The 14,282-nt window shown below is 43.7% G+C and carries 12 protein-coding genes; 9 read left to right on the top strand and 3 right to left on the bottom strand.

Annotation, left to right across the window (positions count from 1 at the left end; translation table 11 throughout):
* The first annotated feature begins 104 nt into the window (after positions 1–104).
* The 8 genes from VNM22_16405 to VNM22_16370 all read left to right on the top strand — a co-directional run bounded on the left by VNM22_16405 (position 105) and on the right by VNM22_16370 (position 8,400).
* On the top strand, positions 105–518 hold the full coding sequence (locus VNM22_16405; GenBank protein ID HWP48739.1) for a DUF190 domain-containing protein: 414 nt from the start codon (positions 105–107) through the stop codon (positions 516–518).
* Entirely contained in the window at positions 515–2,050 is a 1,536-nt protein-coding gene (locus VNM22_16400; GenBank protein ID HWP48738.1) for a hypothetical protein, read from the top strand. Before VNM22_16405 ends, VNM22_16400 begins: the two co-directional genes overlap by 4 nt.
* Positions 2,047–3,549: a hypothetical protein gene (locus VNM22_16395; protein HWP48737.1), complete on the top strand. Its 1,503-nt coding sequence runs from the start codon at positions 2,047–2,049 to the stop codon at positions 3,547–3,549. The genes VNM22_16400 and VNM22_16395 overlap by 4 nt, the downstream gene beginning before the upstream one ends.
* A 231-nt stretch (positions 3,550–3,780) precedes the next feature.
* The gene (locus VNM22_16390) at positions 3,781–4,533 is read left to right on the top strand and encodes a tetratricopeptide repeat protein (GenBank protein ID HWP48736.1); all 753 of its coding nucleotides are present in this window, start codon (positions 3,781–3,783) and stop codon (positions 4,531–4,533) included.
* The gene (gene nadD, locus VNM22_16385; protein ID HWP48735.1) at positions 4,530–5,084 is read left to right on the top strand and encodes a nicotinate (nicotinamide) nucleotide adenylyltransferase; all 555 of its coding nucleotides are present in this window, start codon (positions 4,530–4,532) and stop codon (positions 5,082–5,084) included. The genes VNM22_16390 and nadD overlap by 4 nt, the downstream gene beginning before the upstream one ends.
* Positions 5,085–5,157: 73 nt before the next feature.
* Positions 5,158–6,072 (top strand): arginase, encoded by a 915-nt coding sequence (gene rocF / locus VNM22_16380; GenBank protein HWP48734.1) that lies wholly within the window; start codon positions 5,158–5,160, stop codon positions 6,070–6,072.
* 71 nt (positions 6,073–6,143) lie between these two features.
* Positions 6,144–7,349, top strand: a complete 1,206-nt coding sequence (locus VNM22_16375; protein HWP48733.1) for a D-alanyl-D-alanine carboxypeptidase family protein — start codon at positions 6,144–6,146, stop codon at positions 7,347–7,349.
* Positions 7,350–7,416: 67 nt separating this feature from the next.
* Positions 7,417–8,400 carry a C-terminal binding protein gene (locus VNM22_16370; GenBank protein ID HWP48732.1) on the top strand — a complete coding sequence of 328 codons (984 nt, stop codon included), beginning with the start codon at positions 7,417–7,419 and terminating at the stop codon, positions 8,398–8,400.
* Between the two features lie 4 nt (positions 8,401–8,404).
* Here the strand turns inward: VNM22_16370 and VNM22_16365 are convergent, their stop codons facing one another.
* The 3 genes from VNM22_16365 to VNM22_16355 form a co-directional block, all read right to left on the bottom strand.
* The gene (locus VNM22_16365; protein ID HWP48731.1) at positions 8,405–10,675 is read right to left on the bottom strand and encodes a TonB family protein; all 2,271 of its coding nucleotides are present in this window, start codon (positions 10,673–10,675) and stop codon (positions 8,405–8,407) included.
* A gap of 250 nt (positions 10,676–10,925) precedes the next feature.
* Positions 10,926–12,074: a hypothetical protein gene (locus VNM22_16360; GenBank protein ID HWP48730.1), complete on the bottom strand. Its 1,149-nt coding sequence runs from the start codon at positions 12,072–12,074 to the stop codon at positions 10,926–10,928.
* Positions 12,075–12,629, bottom strand: a complete 555-nt coding sequence (locus VNM22_16355; GenBank protein HWP48729.1) for a hypothetical protein — start codon at positions 12,627–12,629, stop codon at positions 12,075–12,077.
* 186 nt (positions 12,630–12,815) lie between these two features.
* On the opposite strand from VNM22_16355, the gene VNM22_16350 reads away from it, so the two are divergent.
* Positions 12,816–14,219, top strand: coding sequence for a hypothetical protein (locus VNM22_16350; GenBank protein ID HWP48728.1), 1,404 nt, complete (start codon positions 12,816–12,818; stop codon positions 14,217–14,219).
* The last annotated feature ends 63 nt before the right edge of the window (positions 14,220–14,282 follow it).

Below are 14,282 nucleotides of genomic sequence, written 5' to 3'. Positions count from 1 at the left end.
CCCCCCGCCCCTACACAGGAGAGGGGGACAGGGGGTGAGGGGAGAGAGGAGTTGGGAAGTGAAAGCCGCACTATAGGACAAAATTAAGTAAACACTGTATTCTTATGAAATTAACAGGTAAAGCTAAAATGGTACGGATCTATATAGGGGAAGATGATAAATGGGAAGGGATGCCCCTATATGAAGCTATTATCAACAGGTGTAAAGAATTACATATTGCGGGAGCAACCGTCTATCGAGGGGCTTTAGGGTATGGTGCCGGAAGTCACGGTCTCCGGAAAGAGAAGATATTTTCCCTTTCCAGCGACCTCCCCATCATGATTACCATCGTTGACCTGGAAGAGAAAATAAATCGGATTTTGCCTGTTTTGGATGAGATGATTCATGATGGTCTGATTGTACTCTCTGAAGTGGAAGTAATTAAGTATACGGCCCGGACCCAAAGCCGGGCTACTTCAGAATCCTGGAAACCGATAGACCCGGAAGAAAATAAAACCGATCCGACCCTTTTCCCATGACTTTCCGCAGTATACTCTTTGAAAAAACCGAAGGCGGCGTAAAAAAAGAAACACCTGAAGCGCCTGTCTTTTTTGTCGATTTAAATCTTGATCAGGTTATAGAGGTTATCACAGCCCGCAAGGAAGAATATAATCTAAAACCATTCTTTTACACTTCCTTGAAGGATATGGACACCATCAAGTACCGCCAGGAAGTGATGCGGGATCTTGAAAACGAAACCCTAGTGGAGAAGATAGAGTCCTTTGCGCAAAAAATGCGCGCAATGCGTCGATGTCTGGCCCTGGTAGATAAGCTTTACTACAAGTATCACAAAGAAGGGTGGTTTTTGGAGGCGGTGAACATTTATTGCGACGCTGTTAATGGCCTGACTCATGACTTATCCCTCGCAGATTTAAAATCCCGTGGCTTCCTGGCCTTTCGCGAATATCTGATGAACTATGCCAAATCTGACCGTTTTACGCTGCTTCTGGCAGAAACAAAAAAGCTTAAAGCCGATTTGGCCACAGTCAAATATTGCCTGCTCATAAAGGGTAACAGCGTCAGGGTTCGCAAATATGAATCTGAAATGGACTACAGCGCCGAAGTGGAAAAAACATTCGAGAAGTTCAAACAGGGCGTAGTGAAAGACTACCGGGTTAAACTGCCCATCGGATCAAGCATGAACCATGTGGAAGCACAAATACTGGACCTGGTAGCCAGATTGTATCCTGAGATATTTTTAAATCTTGACGATTTTTGTGCGAAAAACGGCCACTTCGTGGATGAAACAATAGCCGTCTTTGACCGGGAGATACAATTTTACATAGCCTATCTGGAATACCTTGAAACCTTCAAACGAGCAGGATTGAAATTCTGTTATCCACAAGTCTCCAATACCTGTAAGGAAGTTTATAATTATGAAGGATTTGATTTGGCTCTGGCCTATAAACTCATTAATGAAAATTCATCTGTTGTCTGCAACGATTTTTACCTGAAAGACCCGGAGCGCATATTGGTGGTAACCGGTCCAAACCAGGGTGGTAAAACCACCTTCGCCCGCACCTTTGGACAGTTGCATTATCTGGCCAGCTTAGGTTGTCCCGTCCCGGGCAGAGAAGCGCAACTCTTTCTGTTCGACTCCCTCTTTACCCATTTTGAAAAGGAAGAGAATATCCAAAATCTCCGTGGCAAGTTAGAGGACGATCTGATCAGAATTTACCATATTCTGGATCAAGCCACATCCAACAGTATTCTCATCATGAATGAAATTTTTACTTCCACCACATTAAGGGACGGTGTTTTTTTAAGCAAAAAGATTATGGAAAAAATCATACAATTGGATTTGCTGTGCGTTTGGGTAACATTCCTGGATGAACTGGCTTCGTTCAATGAAAAAACCGTCAGCATGGTCAGCACGGTAGTTCCCGAAAATCCGGCATTACGAACCTATAAAATTGTAAGAGGACCTGCCGACGGACTTGCCTATGCCATTGCCATTGCCGATAAATATCGACTTACTTATAACCGTCTAATGGAGCGCCTGAAATTATGAAAGCTTTTCTCATGTATAAAAATCAGGATTTTGACCTTCAACAGGAATTACCCTGGAATGAACAGGTCCTGATACAAGACCTGGAATTAAACGTACTGTTCGACGCCATGGCGTTGGGGGATAAATTTTTATTTGAAGTGGCAAAGAAGGCTGTATTGTGTGGGCTAAGTAATGATCTGGATACCCTATTTTATCGCCAACATATCCTTAAAGATTGCCTGAAAAATCCTTCCATTGTCCGGGATATCTACCATATTGCGGTAGAAGCAATTGAAAACAAGAAAAAGCATTATTATGGTATTTTCAGCCATTATCCCAGTTCCATACTTTCCAGTTCCATAGAGATGCTGCAGAGGTTTATGGGCCTGCTTAAAAAACTAAAAAGTATTGCCGATGAACAGGCTGATAAATTTGAGTCAGAGGGATTTACAGCATTTTTTGGGATGCTTAAGAGGGAGCTCCCGGAGGAATATTTCGCCAGCGTCCAAGAGCATCTAAGGGAATTGAAATTCCGCCATGGAGTTCTGATTAGTGCCGAATTGGGAAAAGGCAATGAAGTGACCCATCCCATACTTCGTAAACCCCACGACAAAAAGCAGAGTTGGATGCAGCGAATCTTTGCCCAAAAATCACCCGTTTACACCTTTTATATCGCCGATCGCGATGAAAGCGGCTTCAGGGCCCTGTCGGAATTAAAGGACCGGGGGATCAATCTTGTTGCCAATGCCCTCGCTCAATCCGCCGATCATATTCTCAGTTTTTTTACCATGTTGCGGACCGAATTGGCCTTTTACGTGGGTTGTTTGAATCTACATGGGCAACTTGCCCAAATGGGAGAACCTATATCCTTTCCCTTGCCTGTGACTCCTGAGGAACGCAGACATTCTTTTAAAGGACTCTATGACGTCTGCCTGGCTTTAAGTATGAAACAAAAAATTGTGGGCAACGATTTGGATGCCGATCATAAAGACCTGGTAATCCTCACCGGTGCCAATCGGGGCGGTAAATCGACTTTTTTGCGAAGCCTGGGTTTGGCCCAATTGATGATGCAATGCGGCATGTTTGTACCGGCTGAGTTTTTCTGTGCCAATATCTGCAAGGGTCTTTTCACACACTATAAACGGAAAGAAGACATTACCCTGAAAAGCGGTAAACTCGATGAAGAACTTAGCAGAATGAGCGAGATCATAGACCATATCACATCAAATTCCCTGGTGCTGCTCAATGAATCCTTTGCGGCTACAAACGAAAGAGAAGGTTCGGAGATTGCCAAGCAGATTATCTGCGCATTGCTGGAAAAACGTATTAAGGTTTTCTTCGTTACGCACTTATATGAATTTGCCCGTGGTTTTTATGACAAAAAAATGGAAAATACCATTTTTCTTCGAGCTGAAAGGCAAACCGATGGGAGACGAACTTTTAAAATAGTCCAGGGCGAGCCCTTACCAACCAGTTATGGAGAAGATTTGTATAATAAAATATTCGGAACAGACCGTTAGATTCTTTTATGTGGATTGTGGAACCTAACCTTAGGTAGGTAGGAATAAACTTCTTTCCTCAAGCCCTCCAGGCAGTATCTGAATTTTATCAAGATTTTCCAACCCTGATTTGGTCTGCTGTTTTTATGGATTTTGATAAAAGTAGCTTCCTGACCCAGGCCAATTAATTTTAAATAGTTTTTAGAACAAACTCCTTGACATTTTTTTAAATTCAGACTAGCTATAGGTGCGATGAAATCCACAAAAGAAGAGAGAAGGCAAGAAATCCATAAAGTTATAGCCCAGCACAAACTACACATCATCAAACTTAAAACTCATAAAGATTGGCCCAGGGTCGCTGAAACTTATAAGAGGATTGCCCAATCTTATATAGTAACCCAGGAATGGGATGAAGCTTTAGAGGCTCTCCAACGGAGTTGTAAAATCTATGAGGAATTGAATAACAAAAAAGAACTGGGGAGTCTTTACCTGGCTATAGGGAGTATTTTTTATTTTAAATCTTTATGGAAAGACTCGCTGAAGTTCCATGAGAAGAGTCTGGAATTGAAAAAAGAACTCGAAGACCTGGCCGGTATCGCAAAGGTTTATAACAACATGGGAACCGTTCATGCCAGGTTAGGTCATTGGGAAGAAGCTCTGAAGTGGTTTTCTCTCAGTTTAGAGATAAAAGAAAATCTTGAAGACCTGGCCGGGAAGGTGGTAACCTATAATAACATGGCTCTGCTGTTTGATCTTCAAGGGGATTGGGAGAAAGCGCATCAATTTTATAACTATAGTCTCCAAATCCAGGAAGATTTAGGAGATCTCTTGGGAATGGGCCAGATCTGGTGGCGTAAAGGATTGCTTTATGGTGAGCAGAAAAAATATCCTGAGGCCCTGGAGTTAATGGAAAGGTCTTTAGCCGTTAAACGGAGCTTAGGATATTCTCATTTAGAAGAAGACGAAGCGCTATTGGCTTCATTAAAAAAAAGAATTGGCCCATGAAAATAGCCCTCTTTGGAGGAAGTTTTAATCCTCCCCATGTTTGTCACCTGATGATTTGCTATTATGTTCTGGAAACGACGGATGTAGATAAGGTCTGGCTGGTTCCCTGTTATCAGCATGCCTTTGATAAAGAATTGGTTGCCTTTCATCATCGATTCAACATGTGTTCTCTGGCTGTGGAAATCTTTAATAAACGGGTTGAGGTTTCTACTGTAGAAGAAGAGCAAAAAGGAATAAGCTGGACAATAGATACCGTTCGTCACCTAAAAGGACTCTATCCAGATGTGGAATTCGAGTGGATTGTAGGTTCCGACGTAACCCGGGAATTTACCTCCTGGAAGGATTTTGATCTCCTTCAAAAAATGATTACTTTTCGAGTTATTCCAAGGAGTGGTTATTTAGAAGATATCAAGGACGGAACTCCCAATATTTTTTTCCCGAATATCAGCAGTACCCTGATTCGTAATAGAATCAAGAAAGGTCTTTCTATCAGCCATTTGGTTCCAAAATCCGTTGAAAAGTATATTCGGGAGCATCGGCTTTATCTTTAAAAATTTGAATTTAAAGGCCAGAATCCGAGGTCAAAAGATGCTTAGACTTCTGGCTTCCGACTCCTGAGTTCTTATGTTTTTAAAGCAGGTTAAGATTATAGGGGTTCCTATGGATCTGGGTTCCGGACGACGGGGGGTCGATATGGGGCCTAGCGCTCTTAGAATAGCCGGAATTAGTAGAGAACTCGAGCGGCTGGGGTATAAAGTCGTCGACCATGGAGACATCAGGGTTCCGATTCCTGAGACCCGAGATCCCGGAGATCCTCGAGCCAAATACCTGTCAGAAATTGCGGCGACTTGTAAGACCCTTTATGAAACGGTCAAAACTTGTTTAAGCCAGCAATATTTCCCCATTGTTCTGGGAGGTGATCATAGCGTTGCCGTGGGAACCATTTCCGGAGTGTCCTCCTATTATCGCGAGCGGTCGGAAAAAATAGGTTTACTCTGGTTTGATGCCCACGGAGATATGAATACTCCAGAGACTACTCCCAGCGGTAACATTCATGGAATGCCGTTGGCCGCCTGTCTGGGATACGGACCTCCTCAGTTGGTGGAACTGGGGGGATATTCCCCCAAAGTTTTCAGTGAGCATACGGTTCTCATAGGGGTTCGTAACTTAGATCCTTATGAGAAAAAGCTTGTGCATGATACGGGAATTAAAGTTTTTACCATGCGGGATATCGACGAACTGGGAATGAAACAGGTGATACTCGAAGCTCTAAAGTTTGCTGGTCGAGGTACCAGCGGGATTCACGTGAGTATCGACATGGATGTGGTAGACCCTGGTATCGCAACAGGAGTGGGAACACCCGTCCGAGGAGGATTAACATACCGGGAAATACATCTGGCTATGGAATTGATAGCAGATTCAAAAAAGCTCATCTCTCTGGAACTCATGGAAGTTAATCCAATCCTGGACCATATGAACGCTACCGCAGAACTGGGAGTTGAAATAATTTCCTCAGCCATGGGTAAGTCTATTTTATAAAGCAGAAACCAGAAGTCAGAATTTATTCCACTTCTGGTTTTTGCCAGGGTTGATTACAAATGGAATAAGTTATGAAATCTATTTTCACCAAAGGCCTTTGTTATATTTTAATAATAAATTATTTACTTTTATTTTTTCATTCCGATTTGGCCGATGCAGCCAAAAAACGTCCTTCTTCACAACAAGAGGCAAATTCCCAAAATGGCAATCCACCACCCTATAAATCTGCTATTCTTATGGATGCAGACACCGGACAAATCCTTTTTGAATATAATATCCATCAAAGATTAGTTCCCGCTTCCCTTGTTAAAATGATGGTGATCCTTCTGGTTATGGAAAGAATTCAACAGGGATTACTTAACTTTACCGATCCGGTTACAGCATCCGCCTGGGCCAGCAAAATAGGAGGTCATCAGGTTTATTTAAAGGAAGGGGAAGTTTTCCCGGTAGAAGAACTTTTAAAAGCCGTTGCTATTTCCTCGGCAAATGATGCGGCTACTGCACTGGCAGAACACATTGCCGGTAGTACAGAAGCTTTCGTGCAGCTCATGAATGAGCGGGCTAAAGAATTAGGCATGAACGATACAACCTTTGCCAATGTTCACGGTTTACCTGCCGGTAAGGGTCAGGAGGAGAATTATACCAGTGCTTATGATATGGCTATTTTAGCCAAGGAACTATTGAAACACCCGGAGGTTCTTCATTGGTCTTCAACAAAAGAAGATACCTTCCGAAATGGCACGTTCACTTTAACCAATACCAACAAACTGCTTGGGGTCTTCCCCGGACTCGACGGCCTTAAAACGGGATATACCGCAGAAGCCGGTTTTAATCTTTGTGCCACGGCTAAACGAGACGATCTAAGGCTTATTTCCGTTGTTATGGGAGGGTCCAATTCAAGGGATCGATTTGCGGAAACGACCAAGCTCCTTTCCATGGGTTTTAATACCTATAAGAAGGTCAATTTATTTAAAAAAGGTTTTACCATTGATAAAGAAGTTACCGTTTTAAAGGGAAAAACCTACAAGGTGAAGCCGGTTCCTGCTCAGGACGTAGGCGTTTTAATTAAAAAAGGTCAGGAAAACCTTCTAAAGACCGAATATGCCAATCTCGTGGATAGTGTTGAAGCCCCTGTCCAAAAAGGACAAAAGGTTGGAGAAATCGTCGTTAAGCTTCAAGATCAGATATTGACCAAAACGGATTTAATTATAGATGAAGATGTCCCCGTGGGGAGTTTTATAACAAGATTTATCTGGTGGGTGTGGGAGAAGATTTAACCCAGGGATCCGGGATTCTTTTATGTTAAAGGATAATGGATCTTCAGGGGTTATGATGAGGGGTTCTATGTTCAAGGTGATTATGACCGATTCTCAGCGGTTAGAAAGTGTGGATATCGAGCGAGAAATTATAGAAAAAGCCGGTGCAAAATTTGTGGCAGAAACCTGTGAAACCGAAGATGACATCCTTGCACGTTGTCAAGATGCAGATGTTCTTCTATGTGTTGGAATTCCTACTACTCGGCGGGTAATGGAAGCCTTAAAGAAATGTCGGGCCATCGTTCGCTATGGAATTGGGGTAGATACTGTAGATATTCCAGCAGCTACAGAAGCCGGGATCTGTGTAGCCAATGTACCAGACTTCTGCTGGGATGAGGTCGCAGACACGGCCATGTCCCTCCTCCTGGCAGTAGCTCGAAAGGTCGTTCTGCTCAATAATCTGGTAAAAAAAGGCGTCTGGAGCCGGTTACCGGCTAAGCCTATTTATAAATTCAGGGGACAAACCCTGGGAATCATCGGATTCGGTCATATCGGGCGAACTTTTTATAAACGGGCAATCGCCTTTGGTTTTAAGGTAATTGCTTATGATCCTTATGTTTTTAAAGAATCCCTTCACGGTTATGCCGTAGAGTTGGTTTCACTGGATCAGCTATTGAGGACCTCGGACATTATTTCTATCCATACTCCGTTGACTCCTGAAACCCGTGGATTGATCGGAGAAGCCGAGTTAAGAAAGATGAAACCAACCGCCTATCTCATTAATACCGGTCGAGGTCCTGTAGTTAACGGAAAAGCTCTTTATAAAGCCCTTAAAGAAGGCTGGATAGCCGGTGCCGGACTCGATGTCATGGAAAAAGAACCTCCTGACCCCGAGGATCCTCTGTTAACTTTGGATAATATCGTTGTGACCCCCCATTATGCTTCCTATACAGAAGAAGCTTACCACGAGGTCAAGGTCAAAGTAGCAGAAAATGCCGTTCATGTCTTAACCTACGGCTATCCCAAATACTGGGTTAATCCTGAGGTAAAACCGAGAATGCGGAAGTTTTAAGCTCCTACCGGAGCTTATATTTAATAGAAATAGTGCCCCATTGCTCTTCCTGGGCGACATTTTCCGGCAAGGGGGCAAATCTCCATTTTTGAATATAACTGATTGCCGCCTGTTCTAACCGGGTATCTACTTTCTGACGTGGAATGACCCTACCGACACTTCCATCCGGTTGAATCCAGAACTGTAACACCACTTCTCCTTCCACATCGATATTTACTTTAGGTGGAGGAGGCTGGTAAATAATCTCCCGAGACCCGGCCGGACCCTGAATCTGGGATTTAATAGGAAACCCTTTAGGTAAAGGAACTTCCCGATGCTGTAAATCTTCCGTAAGTTGAGGAAGGGAATCCGGCTCCTTTTTTTCCAAAGAATCCAGCCGCTTAGCTTCTTCTTTAGGTACTGGAATTCCAAAGGAACTTTTATTAAACTCGCCGGAATTAAAGACCTGCACCTCTAAAGCTCGCTTAGAGAGGCCGGAATCAGAAGGTAAGCCCTGATTGGGAAAGGATGTAATCTTAGACTCTGCACGGGATACGGTAGTTTCCCCGAGGGGTAACTTATCTGAAATTGCTGGAGGAGCAGGGGTTATTTTCTTGGCGATAGGAACCGATGGAATCGAATTCGTGGAATCTTGGGTATCGGGAACTTCTTTGGAATTCTCGCCGGGTTCTGATAGGGGAGATTTACGTTCCCATCCGGATTCTGGCCTGATCCCTTGAGATCCTTCAAGGGTCTCAACCATCTTTTGCTTTTGGGGACCTTCCGGAATCTGGGCCGGAGCCCGGGGATCTTTAATCAAATCAGGAATCTTAGAGGGAGGTTGCGTAACCGGTGCGGGTTCTTTAAGTAAAGTCTGCGGCCCTCCTTTCAAATTTATCTCCGCAGAAATAGCAGGGACAGTTTCTGCCACCACTAAATTTTTATCTTTAACCGTTGGGGTTTCCTTACTCCCTTCCCCAGGCTTTAAATCGAGGCTATCTCTGTTGATTTGAATGTCTACTTTCTTTTCTGGTTCCAGAGAGTTCTGTTTGATCTGGGCTTGCTTTGAGTCTTCCTGCTCTAGAACCGGCTCTTTTCCTGTTACCGGAGGAGGTACCTTAACCGACCGGGTAGCAGGAGATAGTAACTCTTCCGGTTTTGATTTAACCTCCGGAGATTTCAAAAGTTTCTGGGTTAGAGAATCTTCTGATTTAACAGGAGTTCTGTCTTTAGAAGTAGGGGTTTCTTTGGTCTCTTCTACAGATTTTGAGGAAGGATCTTCCTTGTTGACCTGAATATCCGACTTATTTTCCAGTTGGGTAGCACTTTGCGCAATTTGAATTTGCTCCAAGCTTTCCCGTTTCAGAACAGGCTCGTTCCTGGTCGGCCGGGAAACGGTTTCTGAAGGTAAACGGACCGGAGGCAAAATATCCTCCAAACTCGACTCTGGTTTCGGAGATCTCAGGGTTTCTTGCTTCAAGGCCGTTTTTTCTAATTGGATCGAGGCCATGTCTTTGAGTTGAGGAATTTCTTTGTCCGATGCCTGACTCTGTAAGACTTCATCCCGGGTCACTTTACTTTCGGATTTTGATTGGGCCAACTCAGAGTTCGATACGGGATTGTCCGATATTTGTGCTTTAGCACCCTCTTCCTTTTGGGGTGTGGGTACCTTCTCCGCAAGATTCGTGATCAATTCTGGTGCCGAAACAGCCGGAACAGGATCTTGAGTAGGAAGGACTAAACCCGGCCGTTTGAGATCAGGCTTTAGGTTTTGTTCCGGTACTGTAGAAACAGAATCCTTCAAGGGAGGTATTTCTTTATCTGTGGATTCTTCCAGACCAGCTACAGAATCTTTTTGGGACTTTTGTGTAAACCTTTCAGATAGAGAGGGTTGTTCGGGTAAAGACTTCAATGGCAGAGAAGGAGAAAGTTGTTTTTCTCTCGGAGTATCTTCGGAAGCCCTTCGCTGGATATCTGGGGGCTGAGCTTCTTCAGTTTTAGCCAAAAGATCTGGTTTTCTAACAGGTACGGGCCCCTCCGGCTCTTTTACATCCAGATCGGTGGGTACCTCCCGGGTTATGGGACCAGTCACACCCTGAACACCTATTAACAGATCTTGCTGAGAAGAAGCAGGCTCCCGGACCTCTTCCGACTCTATCAACCGGACTTCTGTATATTCCTCCGAAGTGGAAGGAACTACCTGAACACTGGGAATAGCCAGGATAAAGGCGACATGTAGAGCCAGAGAGATGAGTAAAGCCACACCGAATAAGTGATTTTGAAGAAAAGACTTCAAACTATCAACTCCTGTCGATTCAATTAATAATGAAAAACCTTCCTTAACTCTGTATACACTAAAGTAATTTGACTGTCAAGGTGGTTTTAAAGATTGGTAACTGTAACCATTTAGTAGGTGTCACTTTTTCTGTCTGAACACCCCCTGGCTCCCCTCCAGGGGGGACTGACGTGGGGTGGCTGCTGCTGAATCCCCCCTGGAGGGGAGCCAGGGGATGTTTCTTCTTCCACCTACCAAATGGATACCGATACTAAAGCTCTGTTTGATCCGAAGAAACAAGATGAGAGGGATTCGTATAAGCCCGTTGACTCAGGGCATAATAACTCATCTGGGAACCTAAAGCAAAGAGCTGTATGAACGATTGGAAAAAGTTCCAGATCAGGTACGTCAGGATTAAAAAGATCACCTTAAATAACGGGTTTTTCTCTGAAAGAATGGATCCCACCACATAGGTTACCGTCACGTCTCCCAGTTCCAGCATCAACGTGAGTACTCCCAGAAGCCCTAAAAATATGAAAAATAATCCTAAAACCCCTTCCAGATGATCCATTACAAACCGGATACCCTGCCTGAGACCTCTAAAACTCCGGAGGTCTTTTAGAACAATAATAATGCTGGCGTAAGGCTGAGCCAGTATGATCCCTATGAACAGTAAAAAGAACAAAAATGAGGCAGATCCTAGAATCATCATCCCAACCCCTTGTTCAAATTCTGTGGATTGATTCAAAAGATAAAAGGCCAGAGAGGATGAAGCCAGCAGAATTCCCAATGAGAGAATTAAGATGAGACCTAACCAGGCTTGTAAGGCCAGCATCCGGAGGAGGAAATAAACTCCATATCTTATAAAGCGCCTCATTTTAAAGGCTGGCTGGCCAGATAACCGAATTTTTTCCAGGCCGTCTGAGGAATAGCCCGATAGAGACGACTCCGAACGTTCAAGCTCTTTTAAAAATGGAAAAACTTCCTGGCGGTTCTCCTGAATAAAGCCCTCCGGATAAGTAGGCGACTCACTTTTTGTAGAAAAGGGACTTAACCGATCCCGGGGATTCATTCCCATCCCCGCAAACAGGGCATCTTTAAGAATTCCTCGAATTCCACCTTGAATGAAAAATAACAAAATACTCCAGATTAAAAGCATGGAGAAAAGATAAAACCCCAGGGCAAGAAAGACATCTAAACGTTCTTTTAAGAATACCAGAAGTTCTTGTAGAGCCTTCAGCAAATTTATACTTGCCTGGTTAAAAACTTTCTCCCATTCATTAAGGAAATAAGCCTTACCCAGTTGAGCCGGGATCCCAATGGCTAAGGTTAGAGCGCCATTGAGAAGGATCTGAATTAAAATCAAAGGCCAATTTTGTAGAGTCAGGTTAAACCCTTTCTTTAAAGATTCAGGTATCATTTACTCAGGATACTGGATCTCTCCTTGCTTTTTAAGTTCCTCGATCCAGTTTTCAAAGAGTTCTAAAACCTTTTCGGGATCTTGAATATCCGCTGTAAAGCGATTTTTTCTTCGGATATACTCTATTCCACGGAGTTGAGGTTCCAGTAATTGCTTCAGTTCCTGGGTGGAAATGCCTTTTTCTTCTAAGGCTTTTTGGAATTCCTCCCGGGTAAGAAGAGAATGACCCGGCTGAATATAGGCTTTTATTATCCATCTCAAAGCAACCTCTAGCTCGATAGGTTCCACATTCCGATGGGAAAGATAACCAATTTCATGTAATATCAACCTATTTTCTATCAAATATTCAAGAACCTTCTTTTCATCGGGAGTTCCCTGAAGATCGAGTAAAAATCCTAAAGATTTAGAATTTGCCGCTTCTCTCAATTCACTCCAGGTGATAATGTCAGTATTTTGAACGATAGCTACAATTTTATCGACCAAAACCCTCTGAGAAAAGGGAATTTGCAAAAGAACACTCTGGAGAATTCCCAAGGTAAGCAGTAAGAAGGTCATATAGTTTCCGTGAGAAACAGGATAATATATAAAATTTTTACGCAAAATAAGGAGATTGTCAAACAATTTACAGTAATTTTTGCTTGACTTTAAGGTCTTTCATTGTTAAGTTATCGCCTCAACTTATCATAATATCTATAGTTTTGCTTATACTTTGCAACCTATTTAAAATAAAGGAGAAAGCGCATGAGGGCCTGCCATATAAAAATTTTTAAGCTATTCTCAATTAAAATTCCTGGTAGATTCCGCCATTGTTTTTACTTCGGTTTAACAGGTCTCCTGATAGGAATAACTTTACTCCCATCCCGGGCTCATGCTGTCATAGACTGGCATCTGGAATGGATCCGGGGGAATGACCATGCCCAGCTTTTTGTATTTAATCCGGAACCCAGGGAGCAATCTTTTGTTTTAGAAACCGGAGATCGGGTTAGATTAGATAATATTAATGCCCTCAATCTTGCCATTGAAGGGGTCATCCTGGATGATCTTGTAAAAACTTTTGATTTACTCATCGGAGAAGATGTGCGGTTTAAGTTACCCCCCCATAACCGAAGGTCCAAGATCGATGTAACAGTCTATGTGATCGACACTGCCGCTTTAGGGGGTACTTCTTCTTTACCTCCTCCTCCGGGGTCCTATCCAGGAGGAATTTATCAGCCTTATCCGGGTTATCAACCTTATCCCCCCGGAACTTATCCGTCTTCTCCCCCGGGATCCTATCCGGGGGGAACCTATCCACCCTATTCCGGTACCTATTCATCTTCCCCTCAAGTTCAGGGCGGAGTTACGACCCGAGATCTTGTGGTTACTCCGCGAGATTCGAGAATTCCTTCCCTTATCTACCGTAAGGTAATAGATCATGAGTACGATGCGGAGCAGTTAATTCGAACCGGACAAAAGTTAAATTCCCTTTACACCGATGTCCAGGATGCTCTGTTCTATCTCTTTCAGAGGGTATCTACCTTGAGTGCAGGTGCCCAACCTATTTGGGAAGCTTCTTTTCCTGAGCTCATTCCACCAAGTGCTACCCCACTCCCAGGCGGCGGCGGAGGTGCACTGATTGTCACCTTTTCTACCTCTAATCCAACGGTTGTACCGCGTGAAGTAACCCTGAGTGCCGGAGATATTTTAGAATCTTTGGACCGTCAGGCCCCCCAGGTTGTTATGGGTGAAGATATTTCCTTTTTTGTCGACCCTAACACAACCAATTTTACCCAATTTATTCGGGTTTACCGTACCCGTAGTGCCGGTCCCAATCCAACACAAAATACAGTTTATACCAACGTTGTGAATCATGACAGGCGTCTGGAGCGGGTTATTCGCGTAGGAAATGAAAAGGGTTTCTCGGAGTTTGCCATTCAAAGCTATATTTATCATATCACAGAAGGTGCTCCTTTAATAGGAGAGGCCAACGCTTTAGCCCAGGAGTTAGAAAGACCTGAAACCCGACCTTATCAAGGCTCTACCTGCTTCGGTCCATTTTTAAGCAGTAATACCACTTATTCTACCGGAGCCAATCTGATAGTACTGGCCGGTGTTTTAGTTCCCTTCCGGGTATTTATACGGCACCGAATCAAAAACAATAGGTAATGGATCGTGGGCAGTAGACAGTGACACGGGGGGTGGAAGACACGGGGGGGGGGGAACGCGGGG

The sequence above is a fragment of the Candidatus Limnocylindrales bacterium genome (genome assembly GCA_035559535.1).
GTDB lineage: Bacteria > Moduliflexota > Moduliflexia > Moduliflexales > JAUQPW01 > JAUQPW01.
Note: the sequence above shows the minus strand (reverse complement) of the source record. Positions and strands in the feature narration are given on the sequence as shown.

Coding starts and splice junctions, on each gene's coding strand:
- VNM22_16405 (HWP48739.1), top strand. CDS start 105: ATGAAATTAACAGGTAAAGCTAAAATGGTACGGATCTATATAGGGGAA.
- VNM22_16400 (HWP48738.1), top strand. CDS start 515: ATGACTTTCCGCAGTATACTCTTTGAAAAAACCGAAGGCGGCGTAAAA.
- VNM22_16395 (HWP48737.1), top strand. CDS start 2,047: ATGAAAGCTTTTCTCATGTATAAAAATCAGGATTTTGACCTTCAACAG.
- VNM22_16390 (HWP48736.1), top strand. CDS start 3,781: ATGAAATCCACAAAAGAAGAGAGAAGGCAAGAAATCCATAAAGTTATA.
- nadD (HWP48735.1), top strand. CDS start 4,530: ATGAAAATAGCCCTCTTTGGAGGAAGTTTTAATCCTCCCCATGTTTGT.
- rocF (HWP48734.1), top strand. CDS start 5,158: ATGTTTTTAAAGCAGGTTAAGATTATAGGGGTTCCTATGGATCTGGGT.
- VNM22_16375 (HWP48733.1), top strand. CDS start 6,144: ATGAAATCTATTTTCACCAAAGGCCTTTGTTATATTTTAATAATAAAT.
- VNM22_16370 (HWP48732.1), top strand. CDS start 7,417: ATGTTCAAGGTGATTATGACCGATTCTCAGCGGTTAGAAAGTGTGGAT.
- VNM22_16360 (HWP48730.1), bottom strand. CDS start 12,074: ATGATACCTGAATCTTTAAAGAAAGGGTTTAACCTGACTCTACAAAAT.
- VNM22_16355 (HWP48729.1), bottom strand. CDS start 12,629: ATGACCTTCTTACTGCTTACCTTGGGAATTCTCCAGAGTGTTCTTTTG.
- VNM22_16350 (HWP48728.1), top strand. CDS start 12,816: ATGAGGGCCTGCCATATAAAAATTTTTAAGCTATTCTCAATTAAAATT.